Origin of the sequence: Hominimerdicola aceti (assembly GCF_025567495.1) — a bacterium.
In the GTDB taxonomy this organism is placed as follows: domain Bacteria; phylum Bacillota; class Clostridia; order Oscillospirales; family Ruminococcaceae; genus Hominimerdicola; species Hominimerdicola aceti.
The window spans coordinates 199,065-221,058 of the sequence record NZ_JAOQJZ010000004.1 but is presented as its reverse complement, the minus strand read 5'-3'; the positions used below and the strand labels follow the sequence as shown (position 1 = coordinate 221,058).

The 21,994-nt window shown below is 43.5% G+C and carries 16 protein-coding genes; 11 read left to right on the top strand and 5 right to left on the bottom strand.

Annotated elements, in window-relative coordinates; translation table 11 throughout:
* Positions 1-32 precede the first annotated feature (32 nt).
* Complete coding sequence (locus OCV57_RS05995; protein ID WP_117877526.1) at positions 33-1,667, bottom strand: cellulase family glycosylhydrolase; 1,635 nt, start codon at positions 1,665-1,667, stop codon at positions 33-35.
* A 717-nt stretch (positions 1,668-2,384) separates the two neighbouring features.
* Between OCV57_RS05995 and OCV57_RS05990 the strand changes: the two genes are divergently transcribed.
* Positions 2,385-3,125, top strand: coding sequence for an ABC transporter ATP-binding protein (locus OCV57_RS05990; RefSeq protein ID WP_022287226.1), 741 nt, complete (start codon positions 2,385-2,387; stop codon positions 3,123-3,125).
* Complete coding sequence (locus OCV57_RS05985) at positions 3,112-4,434, top strand: ABC transporter permease (protein ID WP_267300798.1); 1,323 nt, start codon at positions 3,112-3,114, stop codon at positions 4,432-4,434. The genes OCV57_RS05990 and OCV57_RS05985 overlap by 14 nt, the downstream gene beginning before the upstream one ends.
* 153 nt (positions 4,435-4,587) lie before the next feature.
* On the opposite strand, the gene OCV57_RS05980 is transcribed toward OCV57_RS05985, so the two are convergent.
* The 4 genes from OCV57_RS05980 to OCV57_RS05965 form a co-directional block, all read right to left on the bottom strand.
* Positions 4,588-5,358, bottom strand: coding sequence for a hypothetical protein (locus tag OCV57_RS05980; RefSeq protein ID WP_267300797.1), 771 nt, complete (start codon positions 5,356-5,358; stop codon positions 4,588-4,590).
* A gap of 81 nt (positions 5,359-5,439) precedes the next feature.
* A complete protein-coding gene (locus OCV57_RS05975; protein WP_267300795.1) occupies positions 5,440-6,657 on the bottom strand; it encodes a pyridoxal phosphate-dependent aminotransferase in 1,218 nt (405 codons plus the stop codon).
* 1 nt (position 6,658) lies between these two features.
* Positions 6,659-7,027 carry an MmcQ/YjbR family DNA-binding protein gene (locus tag OCV57_RS05970; protein WP_022287230.1) on the bottom strand — a complete coding sequence of 123 codons (369 nt, stop codon included), beginning with the start codon at positions 7,025-7,027 and terminating at the stop codon, positions 6,659-6,661.
* A gap of 219 nt (positions 7,028-7,246) precedes the next feature.
* Entirely contained in the window at positions 7,247-8,719 is a 1,473-nt protein-coding gene (locus OCV57_RS05965) for a S1C family serine protease (protein WP_267300791.1), read from the bottom strand.
* A gap of 810 nt (positions 8,720-9,529) precedes the next feature.
* Between OCV57_RS05965 and OCV57_RS05960 the strand changes: the two genes are divergently transcribed.
* The 9 genes from OCV57_RS05960 (at position 9,530) to OCV57_RS05920 (ending at position 21,991) form a co-directional block, all read left to right on the top strand.
* Positions 9,530-10,207, top strand: coding sequence for an ABC transporter ATP-binding protein (locus OCV57_RS05960; protein WP_267300790.1), 678 nt, complete (start codon positions 9,530-9,532; stop codon positions 10,205-10,207).
* A gap of 40 nt (positions 10,208-10,247) precedes the next feature.
* Positions 10,248-11,147, top strand: a complete 900-nt coding sequence (locus OCV57_RS05955; protein ID WP_046439215.1) for an ATP-binding cassette domain-containing protein — start codon at positions 10,248-10,250, stop codon at positions 11,145-11,147.
* A 131-nt stretch (positions 11,148-11,278) separates the two neighbouring features.
* Positions 11,279-14,245, top strand: a complete 2,967-nt coding sequence (locus OCV57_RS05950) for an extracellular solute-binding protein (protein WP_267300789.1) — start codon at positions 11,279-11,281, stop codon at positions 14,243-14,245.
* Positions 14,246-14,262: 17 nt separating this feature from the next.
* Positions 14,263-15,201, top strand: coding sequence for a carbohydrate ABC transporter permease (locus OCV57_RS05945; RefSeq protein ID WP_022287235.1), 939 nt, complete (start codon positions 14,263-14,265; stop codon positions 15,199-15,201).
* An 18-nt stretch (positions 15,202-15,219) separates the two neighbouring features.
* A complete protein-coding gene (locus OCV57_RS05940; RefSeq protein ID WP_022287236.1) occupies positions 15,220-16,122 on the top strand; it encodes a carbohydrate ABC transporter permease in 903 nt (300 codons plus the stop codon).
* 41 nt (positions 16,123-16,163) lie between these two features.
* A complete protein-coding gene (locus OCV57_RS05935) occupies positions 16,164-17,774 on the top strand; it encodes a tetratricopeptide repeat protein (RefSeq protein ID WP_267300788.1) in 1,611 nt (536 codons plus the stop codon).
* A 1-nt stretch (position 17,775) separates the two neighbouring features.
* Positions 17,776-18,405, top strand: coding sequence for a Yip1 family protein (locus tag OCV57_RS05930; RefSeq protein ID WP_022287238.1), 630 nt, complete (start codon positions 17,776-17,778; stop codon positions 18,403-18,405).
* A gap of 26 nt (positions 18,406-18,431) precedes the next feature.
* Positions 18,432-20,909, top strand: coding sequence for a DUF5696 domain-containing protein (locus tag OCV57_RS05925; protein WP_195221391.1), 2,478 nt, complete (start codon positions 18,432-18,434; stop codon positions 20,907-20,909).
* Positions 20,909-21,991 (top strand): carbohydrate ABC transporter permease, encoded by a 1,083-nt coding sequence (locus tag OCV57_RS05920; protein ID WP_267300786.1) that lies wholly within the window; start codon positions 20,909-20,911, stop codon positions 21,989-21,991. Before OCV57_RS05925 ends, OCV57_RS05920 begins: the two co-directional genes overlap by 1 nt.
* Positions 21,992-21,994: the final 3 nt, after the last annotated feature.

Here is a 21,994-nt window from a genome sequence, read left to right as displayed (position 1 = left end):
AGACCTCCCACCAAGAGAGGTCTTTTGTGTTATCAGTGGTTTCTGTACCAATCACGAATGAACTTGCCGCTTGCTGTGAGCTGTGAAGTGCCGCTCTTTATAGCTTTGAGGTTCGTACCGCTATTGAATGCGGAAGCCGTTTCGCTCTTTCCGCAGGCTGACCAGTTTATGTAGCCTACATTCAGTGAATCGAGAAGCTTGAGCCATTTTGTGCTTTCTGTTGAGTTATATCCGCCGTTTCCGCTTGCGTCGCAAGTTCCGAACTCAGATACAAGAACAGGAAGTCCCTTGTTGTAGCAGTTCTGAAGTCTGTTTCTCAGCCAATCTCTGTGAGTATCAGCATAGAAGTGAAGAGCGTAAACGCAGTTTTTGTCAGAAAGCTTGTTGCCAAGCACCTGATCTATGTCCTGACTCCATGTGCCTGTGCCGCAGATTATGATAGCGTCACTGTCGTATTTTCTGATAGCGCTTACAACGCTCTGACAATAACTCTTTATTCCGCCTGTCCATGTGATTCCGCCGTTAGGCTCGTTGCAGATCTCGTAAATAACGTTGTCATAATCCTTATAAGTCTGAGCCATTTCCGTGAAGAACTTTATAGCGTCAGCTTTGTAGGTGTTTGGGTTTCTGTCGTTGAGAACGTGCCAGTCGATTATAGCATACATACCAAGAGATTTTGCATTCTCAACGCCTGTCTTGACTTTCTGCTTTGCCTGCGCCTGATACTTGCCGTTCTCGGTGCAGTAGCCGCCCCATTCATAAGTATACATTGCGATTCTTATGGTGTTGACCTTCCAGTCATCTCTGAGAACTTTAAGTGAGTCCTTTGTAAGGATATCGGAAAAATCCTCCCACATGATGCCGTGAGTTGACATACCCTTTATCTTGAATACCTTGCCGTTCTTGTCAACAATGTTCGCACCCTTTACAGAAAGCTGACCATGCTGTGAAACAGGTGTCACAACAGCAGGAGCTTTAGATGTAGTAGCGGATACCTCTGCGGAATATTTTCCGTAGTGGTTGGCTTTCTTGTCGTCTGTCTTGCAGGCTCTTATCTTGAACTTGTAGGTGGTCTTCTGGCTGAGATTTTTTACAGTGTAGCTTGTGGAAGTGGTCTTTGCGATCTCTTTCCACTGACCATTTTTAAGCTGAAATACTCTGTAATTTGTGCATCCTATCTTTGTCCATGAAAGCTTTACGCTGTTATAGGAAACGCTTGATACTTTAAGACCCTTTGCAGGCTGTGGGTTCGTGGCGGTGTTCCAGTTGTCGGAATATGCGCCGTATACCTTTTTTCCTTTCACGGTCTTGTAGGCTCTTACCTTGAAGTTTTCACGGGTAGCATTTGGCAGATTTTTCACAGTGTATGTGAGGGTCGAGCCACTTTTTACGTCTGCGATCTGCGGATATTTACCGTTTTTCCTCATACAAACTGAGTATCCCGAAGCTCCGCTGACCTTTTTCCAGCTAAGCTTTATCTCGCTGTTGCTAAGTGTTTTTGAAGTAAGCCCTGTGACTTTTCCGACGCTTGCCGCCTCAACAGTTATCGCCGTCTGCGAAAGAAGCGGCGTTTCGTCCACAGCAGGCAGTGCCGCCGCAGCCGACATGAGTGTTACCGAGGTCAGCAGCACAGCGGCGGCTTTTTTCAGACTGGTTAATTTTCCCATAATTTTTCCTCCAATAATGAATATTGTAACTTTTCATTCATATTTATTATAAGTTTAACATATTTTCATTCATTTGTAAACAGCAAAAGCCTATTTTAAAACTTAAATACTTCACAAATTTTAAATTCGTTCATTGGTGAAAATGTAATAAATCCTCCCTATTTACTATAGAAGTACGAAAAATGAATAAATTACAAATGATTAAAAAACGGTAACAAGAGCTTTTTTGGACAGTTGAAAACTACAGTTGAAAACTTTTAAAAATGTTGAAAACCATGTTGAAAATGTTTAAAACTCATGCTATAACAGCAATTTGGTGTTGAAAATTATAAAGTTTTCAACAATCGTCCGTTTTTTTACCCTTGTCTGTAACCGAAATGTAATCAAATCATTACATTGTGATATCCAAAAAAACGTACTTGAAAGAGTTGAAAATGTACAGAATATTATTTGATTTGTAATCATTGTGTAACGTGGTTTACTTTATCTCACAAAGTAAGTGAATTTTACATTCTAACGCATAAATAATAAAAATCATGCTTGTTTTGGTGAAAACCGCTATTGACATCGTGCCATAGACAGTGTATACTGTTAGTAAATAATATTTACATAACAGCACATGACAAATGTCAATTGACAGTTGGAACGTGGTGTGCTATACTTGATTTATTCACAAAAAAATACAATGATACAGACAAAGAAAGGAATGGGGAAACGATGGAAACCGTTTTACAGGTCAAAGGGCTTTCAAAGCAGTACAAAAAAGGCATTTACGCCTCCCATAACGTCACTTTTGACGTTGGAAAGGGCGAGATATTTGCGCTGATAGGTCCAAACGGTGCAGGAAAGACCACGACCATAAGAATGATATCAACACTTTTGCAGGCAACAGAGGGCGACGCTATCGTGGCAGGTCATAGTATTCTCACTGAACCTGATATGGTAAGAAAAAGCATTACATACCTCCCTGACGAGGCTGGTGCGTATAAGACCATGACAGGCAGAGAATATCTGGAGTTCATGGCTTCTATATATGCCGACAACGGAGAACAGGCTTACGAGTTTGTTAAGCGTGGCTGTGAGATATGCGAGCTTGGTGACAGGCTTAATGATAAGATATCAAATTATTCCCGTGGTATGGCAAGAAAGCTTCTCCTTGCAAGGGCGATAATGCCACTGCCTGCACTGGCTATCCTTGACGAGCCGACTTCGGGACTTGATATCATAAACGCCCTTGAAATAAGAAGAATGATAAGAAAGCTTGCTTCTGAGGGCATGAGCTTTCTGCTTTCTTCTCACAATATGCTTGAAATAGAGTATGTTTCAGACAGAGTGGGTATAATTGCAAAGGGCGAGTTGCTGGAAGTCGGCAAGCCTGCGGAGCTTATTGAAAAATATGGCGCTCAGAACCTTGAAGAAGTCTTTGAAAGGGTGGTGCTTGACCGTGAAGTTTTATAGTCTTTTCCGCAAGGAATTAAAGGAAATGCTCAGCCTGCAAACTATTATAACAATGATAGTCACAGTAGTGGTGCTTGTTATGGCAGGTCAGGCAATGTCAGGGGCAATAAGCGACAGTGCCGAAAAGGCCTCCGACCTTACTATCTGCGACCTTGACAAAACAGAGTTCACAGAAAACGTTTTAAACTCTCTGAAAGCTACTGCAAAGGCTGGTGACGGTAAGATAACAGTTGTAGATATAAAGTCTGATGACTATGCCGCAGAGCTTAAAAGGCTCGATCAGGACAGCGTTGTGATAATACCAAAAGGCTTTACAGAGCAGGTAAAACAGCATAAAAAGGCGGACGTGGGATATGTTCAGAGAATGACCTCTCTTGCAACCATGTCAAATACAAACACAGGCTCAGACACTGCCCTTGCAGTTATACAGCAGGCTGTAAAATCAACTATCTATCAGGATAAGCTTTCAAGCGGCGCAATGACAGAGGACGAAATGAATCAGCTTGAAGACCCTGTCGAGCTTTCTGAAACAACGGTTGTGGGCGACAGGTCCGATAAGGTGAGCAGTTCTATAGTGATGTCGCTTTGCTCGGCACAGAGCATGGTAGTGCCTATAATAATGTTCGTTCTTATAATGTTCTCGGCTCAGATGATACTTAGCGCGATCTCTACCGAGAAAATAGACAAGACCCTTGAAACGCTTCTTTCCGCACCTGTTTCAAGACTTTCAGTCCTTGCGTCAAAAATGCTTGCCGCAGGTGTTGTTGCGGCTTTGCAGGCTGTGGTCTATATGTTCGGCATGAGCAAAATGACAGGCGGTCTTACTGAGGGCATGGGAGATACCTCAGCATATGAATCTGCAATGGAAAACCTTGGTCTTACCATGAGCGTCGGACAGTATGCTCTTGTGGGAATACAGATGTTTGTGTCTATCCTTATCTCATTGTCACTCTCAATGGTATTAGGAGCGCTTGCAAAAGACGCAAAATCTGCCCAGACAATGCTTTTGCCTATAACCTTCTCCGCAATGATACCATATCTTCTTGCAATGGTAGTTGATATCAGAACGCTTTCACCTGTTATAAAGTATATCGTCTATGCTATACCGTTCACCCATACCTTTATGGCAAGCGAGAACGTAATGTTTGGCAACTACAGCCTTTATGCAGGGGGACTTATCTATCAGATAGTACTTCTTGTAGTGTGCATGACTGTCGCACTGAAAATCTTCATGAGCGACAAGATATTCACAATGTCAATAGGCGGAAAGCAGAGAACAAGAAAGTCATTTGCTTTTAAGAAGAGATAATATCACATAAAAGCGTATAATTACGCTACTTATATGTAGGGGGAGCGACTCAGTTTCTGTTTAACAGAAATACGGCGTCCCACCATATAGGTTTTATCGCAAAACAAAAAAACCGCTGCGGATTTTCTCCGTGGCGGTTTTGCTTTGTGCTATTTAATTTTCTGAAGTTTTAAGCCCCGTGTCCTCGTCAACAATGCCGTTATCCTGCGTGATATTGAAAATGCACCATTTTCCGCTGCATTTTCCAACGTAGATGTAAAGCTTTGCGTCCTCACTGCCCTTTGAGCCTTTGAAAGTCACGTTCGTTACTATCTCATAAGCCTCTGAAACATTCGGTGCAGAGCCGTAAAAGCTTTTGTATTCGCTCAGGTCATATTCAGATTTTTTAAGCTTTGTTTCTCTGCCGAAAGATACGTCAATAGTGTAATCAGAACCATAGCTATCAATGAAATCACCATAAAGGACTTCTTTCATAACCTGCTCTTTGCCATATCCGCCTTCGGTTCGCTGCTGTTCGTATTCGTTCTTCATCTCTTTCGGAAAGCACTCCACGAATGAGTCGAAATCGCTTGTCTGTATGGACTTGAAGTATTTTTCTATTACCTCTGTCTTTGTGGAGCTGAAAATAACTCCGCTTTTGTATAGCACAGCCACGATAACGCCTATAACAACTACCGCCACAATGGCAAGGGTCTTTTTGCCTGCGTTGGGATCATAGTGACGCTTTATCTCAGTGTCCTCTTTTTTCTCCTTTTCCCACTCGGCGTAAAGCTCTTTTTCCTCCTCGGTCCTGAAACGTTCAGGCTTTGTGGGCTTTTTGTATTTGTCGGCGGCGTGGGTCTTTAAGTTTGGGTCGCCATAGCCGCACTTGTCGCAGTGATCTCCCTCATAATAGTTTCCACATGATTTGCAAAGTTTTGACATTTTTGTACCTCGTGTCTGTGTTTGTAGATGTATGGTATGAGCATAAAAGCATATTTGGCGAACACTGTCCGCTCTACAGTTTTACTTTTGCTTGTAGTCTTTGAGGAAATCTCTCATTTCATTCATGGAGTATTCAAGATCCTCAAGCTTAGGAAGATAAACTATCCTGAAATGGTCAGGCTGTTCCCAGTGGAAGCCGCCGCCATGAACAAGAAGTATCTTCTTCTCACGGAGAAAATCAAGCACGAACTGCTCGTCATTTGTGATGTTGAAACGCTTTGCGTCTATCTTTGGGAAGATATAGAATGCCGCCTTAGGCTTTACAGTCGACAGACCGTCAATGCTGTTAAGTGCGTTGTAGATATACTCTCTCTGATCGTAGATACGTCCGCCCGGCAGGAGCAGATCGTCAGTTTTTGTGTAATCACCAAGAGCATATTTGATTATATACTGGCTCGGTACATTTGAACAAAGCCTCATGCTTGAAAGCATATTAAGACCCTCGATGTAGCCTTTTACCCTGCTCTTATCTCCGCTGAGGGTCATCCAACCCACACGGAAACCTGCTATCCTGTGGGACTTTGAAAGTCCGTTGAGGGTGATGCAGAAAACGTCAGGACAAAGTGAAGCGATAGAAGTGTGCTCAACGCCGTCCATAAGAAGTCTGTCATATATCTCGTCTGAGAATATGATAAGCTCATGACGTCTTGCCATGTTTGCTATCTTTTCAAGTATCTCTTTTGGATATACCGCACCTGTCGGGTTGTTAGGGTTGATGATAACGATAGCCTTTGTCTTGTCTGTTATCTTCTTTTCCATGTCCTCAAGGTCAGGATACCATTCGGAGCTTTCATCACAAATATAGTGAACGGCAGTACCGCCTGCAAGAGTAACGGAAGCTGTCCACAGCGGATAGTCAGGGGCAGGAACAAGAACCTCGTCACCGTTGTTGAGAAGACCCTGCATTACCATTGTGATAAGCTCGGAAACACCGTTTCCGGTGTAGATATCGTTAAGACTTTCAACAGGTATGCCCTTAAAGTGTGCATAATCATAAATAGCCTGTCTTGCTTCTGTTATGCCCTTTGAGTCGGAATAGCCCTGAGCGTTTCTCAGATTGTCTGTCATTGCCTGTATTATCTCGTCAGGGGCATTGAATGCGAACGGAGCAGGGTTTCCGATATTGAGCTTGAATATCTTCTCTCCCTTTGCTATCATTTCATTTGCTTCGTCCATAACAGGACCTCTTATATCATAACACACATTATCAAGCTTGCTTGATTTTGAAAAAGTTCTCATTTTATAAAGCTTCCTTTCGCTTTTTGGTTTTCTTTTTATCTTTACTCTTTGTAAGCTCAAAGCTTCTGAGGGTAAGATCTTCTATCTCCTCTGTTGGCACGTCGCTGTCGAGATACAATGTTATCCAGTGGACCTTGTTCATGTGATAAGCTTCCGTCACGCCCTTGTAGATATCCCTGTAAAACAGCACTTCTTCGGGTTTTAGCTTTAAGTTTACTATCCATCTGTCATTGTGGAGCATCAAAAGCCCGAACCACTTTTTCGTGTCCCAGTGGCGCAGTGCAGTGGACTGAAAGTCCTCGTTGAAAGGCTGGTCATATGTCGCACCTGCAATAGAGCCGCAAAAGTCAAGATATTCTTCTTTTGTCATAAAATCACCGACCTTTGCAAAATAAAGAAGTGTACTCGTTTAAGGCAAAACCGTCAGGCGGGCTTTGTGCGGTGTTGCCTTAATAGTATACCTTATTATAATAACACTGCTTTGACCCTCTGTCAAGAAGAAAGTCAAGAAAAAAGCTGTCCCGATCTCTCGGAACAGCTCTTTCCCTGAAGTAAAAGAATATGAAAAATATGAAGAAAGCTTTGTTATTTAGAAACCGTAGCCGTAATTATAGCCGCCAAGACCATTGCCATAGTTTCCATAGTAATCGTTGTAGTCGTCGTTGTTATTGTTATTATTATTGTTATTGTTGTTCTGGTCGTTGTCATTTGACTCAGAAGTGTCCTCTGTGGACTCGCCGAGAACAACGTCAACATTTATCATTTTCTTGTTTCTGTATATAGTAAGCTGAACAGTGTCACCGACTTTGCACTTGTTCTTTATCTCATTTAGCTCGCTGATGTTTGATATAACAGTTCCGTTTATGCCTATAACGATATCATTTTCCTGAATACCAGCCTTTTCAGAGCCGCTTCCCTTAGTAACGCTCTTTACAAGGAAGCCCTGTGGGATACCATAGTATGATGAATATGCGCTTGTGATGTCTGTGCCTGAAATTCCAAGGCTAGGTCTGCCTGTAACGTAACCGTTCTTCATAAGGTCCTCGACAATAGGGAGCGCCTCGTCGATAGGGATAGCAAACCCAAGTCCCTCGCCCACAGATGATGATACCTTTGCAGAGGTGATGCCTATTACCTGACCATATGCGTTGATGAGTGGTCCACCTGAGTTACCGCTGTTGATAGAAGCGTCTGTCTGGATAAGATTCATTGTCCTGTCCTCAACAGTGAGCGTTCTGTCTGTTGCAGAGATTATACCTGCTGTTACAGAGTTTGCAAGTGAGAAGCCAAGTGGGTTGCCTATTACGATAGAAGCTTCACCTACCTGAAGATCTGCAGATGTGCCGAACTCAGCGGCTGTAAGTCCCTTTGCGTCTATCTTCAAAACTGCGATATCAGTCTGAGTGTCTTTGCCTACAAGGGTAGCTGTGTATGTGAGGTTGTCCTCATCGTCATCAGAACTGCTGTCAGAGCTTGATTTGCTGCTATCTGATTTGCTTGAAGTATCGTTGTAGCTGTCAGGAAGCACAACTGAAATAGACTGTGCACCGTCAACAACGTGTGCGTTGGTTACGATGTAGCCGTCCTCGCTCATTACGATACCTGAACCTGTTGCAGTGCCGTTTGAAAGGATACAGGAGATGCCTACAACAGAAGGTGAGACCTTCTTTACTATCTCAGGGATAGTCAGTGCGTCGGACGGAGTTGAGAGCTGCTGGATAGTTGGCAGATTTGAACGGTCAACAGTGCTTTTTGCACTGTTTGATGAGCTGTCGTCCTTTGAAACAACGGTGCCGTTGTTTGAAGAGCCTACAGCGTTCTTTCCTGTAACAAGATTGTAGCCTACAATGGAAGTAGTTCCGATAGCTGCAACGCAAAGCACTGCAATAATGCCTGAAAGCACCTTCTTGCCCTTTGACTTTTTCTTATTAGGATTGTATGTGAACTCATTCACGCTGCCTGCCTGAGCCTGATATTGATTATATCCGTTTTGCTGTGTATAGCTATTCTCAAAATTGTTATTATTGTTATCATTGAAGTTGTTGTTTTTGTATTCATTCATGATGAAAACCTCCTGGTATGTCAGCGGCGTGAGCCGTGGTAATCAATTTTAACCGCCCCTTGTGGGGCTTTCTTGTTTCGTTATCTAATATTATACTTGTTTATGTGAAAACTGTATGATAAATAGGACAATGTTTAATGTTTTTTACGGGAATATTACGTCATATTGCAGGCTTATTTCTTTCACATTTGGCTTTTTTTATAGGTTCAAATTGCACAAATGCCTTTTTGTATAGTTTTTTTTGCCTCCTTTTACATAATGTTAAGAACAGTTTTGCTTTTGCATATTTTAAATAAATATATCAAATGTTTTTTGTGCATATCGGTAGAAATTTTTCGGATTTTATTCTTCAAAATGTAAAATTATTATTAATTGAAAGCTAAAATCTTGACGGCTACAGAGTTTTCAACCTTTTTTGACAAGATTTATTGCGAAATGCACAAAAAATGATTTTATAGTTTGTTTAAGGTGACTAAATCCTCCGCAAGCCTCGTTTTTATGTTATCTTAAACGTTTAACATCCTTGACAAAATACAGAGAAATTGATATAATTAAGATTAGCTGAATGAACCCATTTTGGCATTTTACATAAAATTGTGGGCTGATTTGCATAATTTATTGCCCGAAATTTGAACATATTGTACAAGAAATACAATATGTTGTGGTCGTTGTGTGCTTCTGACACGATATGTGAATAATGCACAAATATTTTAACCTTTGTTTGAGTATATTACATAGGTCAAAATGACCAATACAGTGGATGTGATGAGGGCGAAGATCCTGTTTGATGTGATAAAGGAGCCATGCGGCATGGACACTATACTTTCAACTGAAGATCTGTGCCGTGATTTTAAGATCGGCGACGGAAGCGTTGTGAATGCGCTGAAAAATATCAACATTGAAATAGAAAAGGGCAGGCTGACGATCCTTAGAGGACGTTCAGGAAGCGGTAAGACTACTCTTATCAATATTCTTGGAGCGCTTGACAAGCCAACAAAGGGCAAGGTCATGTTTGGCGGACGGGATATTACAAGGCTTTCTGAAAGAGCCAGAGATGATATACGACGGTATAAAATGGCGTTCGTGTTCCAATCTGTGGCACTTATGTCGGGAATGACCGCTTATGAAAACGTTGACTTTGGTCTAAGACTTGCAAAATATCCATATGAAGAAAGGGATAAGCGCACAAGGGAATGTCTGCGAAGCGTGGGACTTGAAAAGCGAATGTTCCACCGACCGGGGGAAATGTCCGGTGGTGAACAGCAGCGAGTTGCTATAGCAAGAGCTATCGCACATAAGCCTGACATAATTTTTGCGGACGAGCCTACTGCCGAGCTTGATACGGCAACTGCGCTCCATGTTGTAAAGCTTTTCAAAGAGCTGGTGGCGAGAGATGAGATGACTATCATAATGACCACTCACGACCCCAGCATGATAGATATAGCTGATAAGGTTTATACATTAGAGGACGGTGAGATAGTTGAGTGATGAACTTGATACTATTGTAGCTGCCGACAATGATAAATATATGATACGGTGTGAAAATCTGGTGAAGATCTACAAAACTTCTGATGTTGAGGTGGTGGCGCTCCAAGGACTTGACCTGGATGTCGAGCGTGGAGAGCTTATGGCCATTGTCGGAAACTCAGGAAGTGGTAAATCGACGCTGCTCAATATGCTTGGAGGACTTGATAAGCCTTCGGCGGGAAACCTTTATGTGGACGGTAAGGATCTTCTGAAGTTTACTGATAAGGATTATATGGAGTATAAAAGGAACACCGTAGGCTTTGTGTGGCAGAATAATGCAAGAAATCTTGTGCCGTATCTTACGGCTGTGCAGAATGTTGAGCTTCCTATGCTGCTCAACGGCGAGCATAAAAGACGGCAGAAAGCACTGGAGCTGCTTGACAGAGTGGGACTGCTGAAAAGAAAAAACAGCAGGCTTGACCAGATGTCGGGAGGCGAACAGCAAAGAGTTGCAATAGCTATTGCATTGGCAAATGATCCGAGATTACTGTTGGCTGATGAACCTACAGGCTCGGTGGATACAAAGACTTCCAATATGATACTTGATATATTCAAGGAGCTTAATAAAGATGAGAAGATCACTATAGTGATCGTTACCCATGACCTTAAGCTTGCCGATCATATCGACAGAGTGGTGGCTATCAGAGATGGAAGAACAAGCTCTGAGATCGTAAGAAAGCGTTCTTATGTGGAGGAGCTTAATGAAATGGGAGATATCGTGCTGGTTGAGAACAGCGAGGAAACGGCTCATGAAGAGCTTATCGTCCTCGACAGATCCGGACGGCTGCAGCTCCCGAAGGACTTTATGGACGCTCTTGAGATAAAAGGCGGCGATAAGGTCAAGGTCGAACTTGATGAGAACGGCGAAAAGCTCGTGCTGTTCAGATCGGGGGGGACGTAAGTTTTATTTTCTTTATTTCCCGTGGGGGATCACATAATGAAGAGGTTCTATACTATTTATATTAGAATGTAATTAAGTAGGCTTGATTCTCGCAAAACCAAAAGCAATTTATTTAGAAAGGTGGATTCATAGTGAAAGACACAATGTTTAGGCGTGTTATTGCTTCCGCATTGGCACTTGCTCTGTGTGCAAGCGCATCAGTTCCAGCATTTGCAGACAGTGAAGCGGCGGACGACAGCACTCTAGGCACGCAGGCAACTGCTGATGATTCTGCAACAGGCGACGGAAGCTCCGCTGCCACGACGGGTACCGATTCGATCCGTCAGACTTCTTATACTAACTATGTAAAGAAGTATGCCGACGCTGCAAGACCTGACCAGACAGTCGAGGTCTTGGGAAAGGATTACGATCCTGCTTCAGTAACAGACGCTCAGATCACTGTAACTACAGTAGATGGAGAGAATGATGTTATGCAGTGGGCAAATCAGGAGGGTTCAGTTTCTTGGACGGTGAACATTCCTGAAACAGGCGTCTACAATATCAAGATGATATATGAGGCACTTGAAAGCAACACAAACGACGTTGAGTTTTCGTTGCTTATCGACGGCGAAAGCCCATATGCAACAGCGTCAAGAATCACGCTTAGCAAGAGATGGATCAACGAATCTGAGATCAAACAGGATTCAAGACAGAACGATATCCGTCCTGGACAGATATCGACTCCATGCTGGCAGGAAACTCCTCTGGAGGACATCGACGGACTTTTTAACGAGCCGCTGGAGTTCTATATGGAGGCAGGCGAACATACGATAACATTTGAATCTGAAAAGGCTGAGTTTGCTGTCAAGAGCTTTATTTTCTATCAGTATGAAGCACCTGCTGCTTACACAGCACCGTCAGACAGCGATCTGACACAGGCTCAGGGACAGAAGATCACTCTTGAGGGTGAAACTGCTGCCTACAAGTCATCAAGAACTCTTTATCCTACAGCAGATAAGAGCTCTTATCTCACATCGAGCGCAAACGGCTCAAGCCCTACTAAAACAAGATATAATACTATCGGTTCAGGAAGCTGGACGCAGTCAACTCAGACAGTAACATGGGAGTTCAATGTTGACAAGGCTGGCTACTATAAGATAGGTATAAGAGGCAGACAGGATCAGGTGAGAGGTATGTACTCCAACAGACGTCTTTATGTCAATGGTGAAGTACCTTGCCTTGAAGCTAATCAGATAAAGTTCTACTACGATACAGACTGGAGCATCACAACGCCAAAGTCTGAAAATGGCGACGATCTTTATTTCTACCTCCAGGCAGGCACAAACACTATTTCTCTGGAAGCAGTTCCTGGTGAGATCGGTGAGATCATGGGCAATCTGGACGAGCTTGTTTATAACATAAACAGCTACTATAGACAGATCAGACAGATCACAGGTCCTGATCCTGATGAATACAACAACTACATGATCGACACAGCCATCCCTTCTATCGTTCCTGATTTCAAGGAATATGCTAAGACATTGAGAGATAAGAAGGCTGAGATCGAGAAGCTTTCAGGTTCAGGCGGAACTGAGGCTGAAACTCTTGAGAAAATGGCTATCGTTCTTGATAAGTGTATAAAGAAGCCTGACCTTATCCCTGAGATGATGTCACAGATCAAGGATAACATCACATCGGTTTCTTCTTTCGTAAACCAGTATCGTGAGCAGCCTCTTGAGGTCGATATGATCGAGGTAGCTACTTCCGATCAGGATTTCACTTCATGTGACAAGTCATTCTTTGGCTCACTTGGCTTCGGCTTCAAGGGCTTTATCGGTTCATTCTTCGAGGACTACAACGCACTGTCCGATGAGGACGAAAGCGCTATGGAGTGCTGGGTAATGCTCGGTCGTGATAACGCTGAGGCTCTCCAGCAGCTCATTTCAAGTGAATACAATCCAACAGCTAAAACAAAGATCAATCTTAAGCTCGTTCAGGGTGGTATCGTTGAGGCTACATTTGCAGGCAAGGGTCCTGACCTCGCTCTCTTCATGGGCGGCGACTTCCCTATCCAGCTTGCAGCCCGTGGCGTTCTTACAGATCTCACTACATTCAGCGACTTTGACGAGGTAAAGACACGTTTTGCAGACGACGCTACTGTTCTTTATCAGTACAACGGCGGTACATACGGTCTTCCATGTGACCAGACCTTCCCAATGCTGTTCTATCGTTCTGATATCCTCAGCGAGTACGGTATCGACCCAGCAACAGATCTTAACACCTGGGACGGACTTCTTAACTGTCTGCCAACACTTCAGAGAAACTACCTTGAAGTTGGTCTTATCCTCCCTGTAATGACAAGCACAGGCGGAACAACTCAGGTATCTGCTATCACAGAGCCTGGTAACACATTCGCTATGCTCCTTCTCCAGCAGGGTCTTAACTACTACAACGAAGAGCAGACAAAGACAACATTCGATACTCAGGAGGCTGTAAACGCTTTCGATACTTGGACAAAGTTCTATACAACATACAGCTTCCAGCAGACATATGACGCATTCACACGTTTCAGAACAGGTGATATGCCGGTAGTTATCCAGAACTACACATTCTATAACCAGCTTTCTGTAGCCGCTCCTGAGATCAAGGGCTGCTGGGGATTCCAGCCAGTTCCTGGTACTGTTCAGGAAGACGGAACTATCAACCATGCAGCAAACTCCAATGGTTCAGGTGCTATTATCTTCACAAAGGCAGCAGATCAGGAGGGCGCTTGGGACTTCATCAAGTGGTTCACCTCAACTGACGCTCAGGTCAAGTACGGTAACAACATCGAGTCTATCCTTGGTACAATGGGTAGATATGCAACAGCTAACGAAGAAGCTCTTCAGCAGTTGTCTTGGACAACTTCAGAAGTAAATCTTCTTCTTGACCAGCTTAATTCACAGGTAGAGATTCCGATCATTCCTGCATCTTACGGTGTAACAAGAAACGTTATGAACGCATTCAGAGCTGTAGTTAATGACTACGACAACGCTCGTGATACACTGTTCTGGTACAATAAGGATATCAATGACGAGATCACTCGTAAGCTTGAAGATCTTGGTCTGTACGACAATTAATGAAAGGGGAGTAACTAATGGCCAAAACCAATCCTGAAGCGCCTATGATAAAACAGGGCAAGTGGAAGTACACATGGCACATGATGAAAACCAACAAGGCTTGCTATGCAATGCTCCTGCCTTTCATGTCTTTGTTCATTATCTTCACGGTAGTGCCTGTCGTAATGTCGCTGCCAATGGGCTTTACAAACTTTAACATGATCGAAACTCCTAAGTTCGTAGGACTTTCAAACTTCTATACGCTGTTCCTTAACGACGACGTATTCCTTATCGCAGTAAGAAACACTCTTATCTTTGCGATATTCACAGGACCGTTCTCTTATATCCTCAGCTTTATCATTGCTTGGCTGATAAACGAGATGAACGCATTCCTCAAAACCTTCTTCACATTCGTTTTCTATGCACCTTCTATGACAACTTCCGTATATGTTACCTGGCAGCTTATCCTGTCAGGTGACTCCTACGGTTACCTGAACGCTGTGCTTATCGATCTGGGTATCCTGAACGAACCTGCACAGTGGCTCACAGATACAAACTATATCCTTACAGTTGTTATCATCGTTCAGCTTTGGATGTCAATGGGTGCAGGCTTCCTTGCTATCCGTGCAGGCTTCCAGAACATTGATAAGTCAATGTACGAGGCAGGTGCTATCGAGGGTATCAAGAACAGATGGCAGGAGCTTTTCTACATCACTATCCCTTCAATGGGACCACAGCTTCTGTTCGCTGCCGTTATCCAGATCTCAGCATCATTCACAGTCGGTGTTGTTGGTCAGAACCTCGTAGGTCTGCCTTCAACAGACTATGCAGCTCACACGATCATGAACCACGCAACAGACTATGGTAACATTCGTTACGAAATGGGTTATGCGTCAGCAATATGTTTCGTATTGTTCGCTGCAATGCTCCTTGCCAATAAGGGTATCAACTGGCTCTTAGGCAAGTATCTTGACTAAAGGAGGGGAGTATATAAAATGGCTAGAAAAAGAAAAAAGCAGCAGTCTATTGAAAAGCTGAAGGTCAAAGAGAAAAAGGCGAGAGTCAATGGTTCTCTTGGCGGAGATATAGTTATTTTCGTATTCCTCTGTCTCCTTGGTGCATTCATGGTGTTCCCGCTGTATTACTCAGTTATCCAGTCTATGAAGCCTGTTGAGGAGCTGTTCGTGTTCCCTCCAAAGCTTTATGTACTGAATCCGACTACCAACAACTTCTCAGATATGTTCAAGGTAGCCGCAAGCTCATGGCAGGTACCGCTGTCAAGATATATCTTCAACAGCTTCTTTATTACAATAGTAATTTGTATCTGCAACCTTTTCGTTTGCTGCTGTGCAGCATTCGTTCTTGCAAAGTGTAAATTCCCAGGAAACAAGGTCATTAACCAGATCATCGTTATTGCCCTCCTGTTCTCCTCAAATGCAACATGGATCATGCAGTTCCTCGTAATGGCTAAGCTCCATATGATCGATACATACTGGGCATTGATCCTCCCAAGCATTTCAACATCAATGGGTCTTTACCTCATGCGTCAGAGCATGACAACCATCCACGACTCCATGGTGGAAGCGGCTAAGGTGGACGGCGCAGGTCTGTTCAGGATCTGTTGGCAGATCGTCGTTCCAAACTCAAAGCCAGCTTTGATGACACTTATCATCTTCGCTTTCCAGGGAGCATGGAACATTCAGGGCGGAGCACTTATCTACTCCGAGCAGCTCAAAACACTACCTACAGTTGTACAGCAGATCACAGCAGCAGGTCTTGCTCGTCAGGGCGTTACATTTGCCGCAGCAGTTGTACTTCTGATACCACCACTGATCGTATTCCTTGTAGCTCAGGGCAACGTCATGGAAACAATGGCTAACTCAGGTATGAAGGATTAATTTGAACTTAGATTATAGAAAAGGAAAAAAGGTGATAAGTAGTGTCGAGAAATAAAATCTCTCTAAAACGAATGATCTCTGCGGCACTTGCAGCAGGTCTGGCGCTGACCATGACCGTGACTGCTTTCGCAGATGAGCCTTATACAGCCTATAACTACGACTATTGGGACGATGCGATCCCATCGCAGAGTGCCTACCGTGTAGAAAAGACTGTAACAGGTGCAGATATGGGTCTTGACAGGCTTTCAGATCCGAGCGACCCGCTTTATATAAGCGATGATGCTCCTGCAAAGCTCTCAGATGCAAAAGACCTCTTTTACGATCAGGACAACGATACTTTCTGGGTGTGCGATTCAGGCAACAACAGAATACTCCGTCTTGATACTGATCTTAAGGTAACAGGCTGTTATACCGGATTCACAGGCTCTACAGAAATATCTGTAGGCGAGGACGGAAAATCGACCTTCCTTAATCCTAACGGCATATATGTCAAAAAGAGCATCTTTGATGATAAGCTTTATGTTTACATCGCAGATACAGACAATTCAAGGGCTGTTAAGTGTACTGTTGAGTCAGGCACAGAAATGACTCTGGTGCAGGAATACACAAAGCCTGACACAAAGCTTTATGATTCCGAAACATTCAACCCTTCAAAGATACTTGCAGACAAGGCAGAGAATATCTACGTTGTTTGTAAGTCAGTAAACACAGGTTCTGTTCAGTTCAATAAGGACGGTGAGTTCCAGGGCTTCTACGGTGCTAACCGTGTTGAGGTAACAGCTGCCGTTATCGCTCAGAAGCTGTGGAGAAAGATCGCTTCAAACGAGCAGATCTCAGCAATGACAAGAAACGTTCCTGTCGAGTATGCAAACTTCGATATCGACGCAGATGGATTTATCTACACTGTTACTGAGGCTGCAAATACTACGACCGACGCTGTTAAGAAGCTTAACCCAGCAGGTTATAACATCTGGGATAACGCAGTCGGTGATGAGTATTCATTCGGTGACGTTTCTTCTGAGTACGATTCAACAACAAACAAAACTTATAAGTGCAGACTTACAGATATTTGCGTATCTGACAACGGAACAATAAATGTTCTTGACTATGAAAACGGCAGAGTGTTCCAGTATGATAAGCTCTGTAATCTTCTTTGCATCTTTGGTACAAAGAACTCCACTTCCGATCAGGCAGGAAGCTTCCTTGGACCAAACGCTATCGAAGCAAGAGGCAACGAGGTCTATATCCTTGACGGAACAAAGAACGATATCACAGTTTATACTGAAACAACTTTCGGTAATGTCGTTCACAGAGCAGTTCTCCTCTATGACGAGGGTAGATACTCAGACGCAAGAGCTGACTGGGAAGAAGTTATAAAGAGAGACGGCGGCTATGCAATGGCTTATGTCGGACTTGGTAAGGCTTGCCTTAACGACGGCGAGTATATGAAGGCTCTTGATTACTTCAAAACAGCTTACGATCAGGACGACTACGATAAGGCGTTCAAGTATGCAAGAGAAGAATGGCTTAGAGATAACTTCACAGTGATAATGATAGTTATTATCGTTTTGATCGCCCTGCTCATCGTAAAGGCAGTTCTTAAGAAAAAGGGCATAAAGCTCATCAAGCGCAAAAAGAAGGAGGGGAACTGATATGTATGAATTTACTCCGGTAGGTTGGCTCAAGCATTGTGTTTTCCACCCTGTTGAAGGTTTTGAGGACCTGAGATGGAAGAAACAAGGCTCAATGAAAATATCGATGCTCATAGTTCTCTTCCTCTTTATTGCAATGGTCGTTGACAGACAGCTCACAGGCTTCCAGTTCAATGACAGCTACGTTAAAGTATTCAACGTTGTTCCGCTTATCGTTCAGTCTGTAGTTTACTTCTTCACTTGGGTACTCGGCAACTGGGCAATATGCACACTTCTCGACGGTGAAGGTACACTTAAAAAGATCTGCATCTATTCTGCATATTCTCTTGTTCCTTACATCGTTTGCACATTTATCGCAGTGATCTTCTCAAACGTTCTGGTACAGGACGAGTCGATCTGGATCACAGCTATCCAGTATCTTGGCATCGGCTGGTCTGTTATCCTTATGGTGCAGGCAATGAGAGCCGTTCACCAGTATTCATTCGGAAAAACACTTGCTTCAATTATTGGTACGATCATCGCAATGCTTCTTATATTGTTCCTTGCGATACTTCTCCTTTCATTGTTCCAGCAGGTATATGTATTCGGTTACTCAGTTTATACTGAGATCATGTACAGGATCAGAGGCTAAAACAGAAACGGTGGTGTAAATAATAAATGCATAACAAAAGTTACAAGAAAGCAGTTGTCTTTGCTATCTGCCTTACAATGCTGATGCCTCTGGGGTCAATGGTGGTTTCTTCCACTGACGAGAGTTCAAGCCAGGCTGATTCAAGCGCCGCAGTAAAGGATACTGACAGCAGTGTCGATTCAGCGGCTGATGATACAAGCTCAGCTGACGCTTCCGACGCAGCAGCTACTGCCGATGAAAGCAGCGATAAAGCTGCTGAAGACTCAGCAGCCGATGAGAAAACAACTACTACAGCAAGCAAGGACGACGAGGTTCAGCCTATAACTGACGAAGAAGCTCTTGCAATGTGCGAAAAGATAACAGAGAACGACAAGATAGCTCTTTATCTTGACGAAGAAAACGAAAGACTTTGTCTTTATGTAAAGGCTTCAGGTAAGTATTGGTGGACTTCGCCTATAAATGTTCAGGCTGACCAGACAATTATCGACACAGTTAAGGGCACAGCAATGAAAAATGCCCAGAGAAAGCAGATCGCTGCAAGTGCCGCTATCAGAGTCGGTGACCTTAGACAGGAAAAGAGAACAGAGTCCCCTGCTCCGGTTTACTCCAACAAGGCAAAAGTAAAATGGCAGAAAAATTCAGACGGCGTTGTTGCTACATATAACTACGTTTCTGATGGTGTGAAGCTCAAGATACATTACGTTCTTGAGGACGATAACCTTTATGTTTACTGCGATTCAGATGAGATCGAGGAGAAAAACACTTCTCAGGTAGACGGAAAGGTGCTTACAAAGATCGAGTTCTGCCCTAACTTCGGCGCTGCTGATTCAACTGCGACAGGCTATATGATAGTTCCTGACGGAAGCGGTGCTGTAATAAACTACAATAACGGCAAGACCGAGTACGCTGACTATAATCAGCAGGTATTCGGCAGAGATTATACAGCCGTTCCAATAACAGCTCCAAGAACTACTCAGCAGGCTTATATGCCGGTCCTTGCAACAGTAAGCGGTTCATCCGGACTTGTTTGCGTTGCTTCTGACGGTGAGTCAAACGTTTATGCTCACGCTCAGGTATGCGGACAGGAAAAGCAGGCTTACAACACTTGTTACTTCGAGTTTGAAACAAGAAGCTCAGACTCATTCTTCATGAGCGGTGATAACTCAAACAAGATCACAGTGTTCGAGAAGAACGGAATAAAGACCGAGAGATTTGGAGTTCGTTATTATCCTGTTGATTCAGACAACGGCGAGGATCTTAACTACGCCGACTGCGCTGAGGTCTACAGAAACTACCTTATCAATAATAGGGGCCTTACAGCTAAGGCTCAGGCAAATAAGAGCGATCTTTACGTTGACCTTTATGGCGGCGTTATGAAGGATACTTCTATTCTCGGTATCCCATTCAATCTTAAAACAGAGATCACTGGCTTCGATCAGGCTTCAGACATACTTGATATCCTCAAGGACGGCGGAGTTGACAACATAACTGTCAACTATAACGACTGGACAAATGACTCTATCAAGAACAAGATATCCACAGAGGTATCTCCGTCCGGCAAGCTTGGTGGTTCAAGCGCATTCGATAAGCTTATCTCAAAGGACGATAATATGAAGATCGTTCCTTCAATGAACAACTTCAAGATGGACAGTGGTTCATGGGGATATATGACTCTTACAAGCACAGCTATCAGAGTTTCAAATGCTTATTCAAGACAGTCATCATACAGCCCAGCCTTCGGTGTTGCAGAAAAGGGAGTTTCACCTGCTCTGCTCACACCAAACAAGTACTCGAATGTGTTCACAGAAATGCTCGAGAGCTATACTGATGAAAAGCTCACTTCTATCGGCTTCGGTGATTATTCAACAAAGCTTGTTTCTGACTATTCAAAGAAGGATCCTTCAAGCAGAAGCAAGACCATGAATACTATCGTTGACGGCTATAAGAGTGCGAGCGAGAAGATCAGTACAGTATTCGCAGACGGTGCGAACTCTTACGTTCTCCCATATGTAACAAACGTTTCAAACGTTCCTGTTTACTCCAGTGGATTCAACGTAACAGATTTCGATATCCCGTTCTATCAGATGGTCATTCACGGATATGTTGACTACGCTTCAACCCCTATCAATAAGAGCTCAAATTCAGATGAAACATTCCTGCTTTCACTGGCTTCAGGCTCACAGATACACTATGATATGACATACGCTGACGCTGATACGCTTCAGGATACGGAATATGACGACCTGTATTATTCAAACTATGCAGGCTGGACAGATCTTGCGGCTAATCAGTACAAAAAGGTAAGCAGCATACTTTCAGGCGTTTCAGATTATACGATCACAAAGTATGAGCTGAGCGATGACAAGAACGTTCTTACCACAACTTATTCAAAGGACGGAGCTTCAGACGTTGTTATCAGTGTTGATAAGAAGAACGCAACAGCTACCGTAGGCACAGAGGTCTATGACCTTGCAGATTGTATAGAAGGAGGTTTGACAGAATAATGAGCGAAGAGATCAAAAACACTCCTGAAGAGATCGAGGCTGTTAAGGCTGAGGATCTTGAAGATACAGTCGAAAAGGAAAATGACGCTGAGGCTGTTACAGAAGATATTTCAACAGAGGAGATAATCGCAGAAGAGCCTGCCGCTGAGGCAGTCGCTCCTGCACCTGTGATGAAGGAAAAGAAGCACAGACTTTCTTATGAAAAAAGAAAAGGACTTTACGGCTACGGATTTATAGCGATCTGGGCGCTGGGTACTATCTACTTCTTTATCCTGCCTCTTATAGAATCTCTCATTTACTCATTCAACAAAACTGAGGTAACTCAGGGCGGAATGAAAATGTCCTTTATCGGTTGGAAAAACTATGTAAACGCTTTCCGTAAGGATCAGGATTATTCCAAGGCTCTGGTAGCGATGATCGAGAATACGGTTTTGAGAACTCCTCTTATCCTCATATTCTCTATCTTTATCGCAGTTATCCTTAATCAGAAATTCAAGGGAAGAACATTCGCAAGATCAGTATTCTTCCTCCCTGTTATCATCGCTACAGGTCCTGTTATCGACATCATCAACGGTAACATGAGCACAGGCGGATACGCAGGCGGATCTGAGCAGTTCAGCTCAATGTTCGAGGCTGACCTCGTTGACCAGTTGCTGAACTTCCTCGGTATCTACAACATCAGTGATAAGCTCACTGAGATAATAAACTCGCTGACCACCGACATCCTGAACCTTGTATGGAACTCAGGTATCCAGATACTTCTGGTGCTTTCAGCACTTCAGGGTATCCCGCTCTCAGCTAAGGAAGCAGCCCAGATCGAGGGTGCAACTTCATGGGAGTTCTTCTGGAAAGTCACAATTCCTTATATCAGCCCAATGATACTTTCAAGCGTGGTTTATACAATCGTTGACTCATTCGTCGATCCACAGAACGAAGTTATGACGATCGTTCTTAACAAGGCAAGCAACTGGGAGCATGGCTACTCAGCGGCAATGGCTTGGGCATACTTCCTTATCGTAGCAGTATTCCTTGCACTTGTCGTAGCACTTGTTAATAAGTTCGTTTACTATGAAGTAGAATAAGGG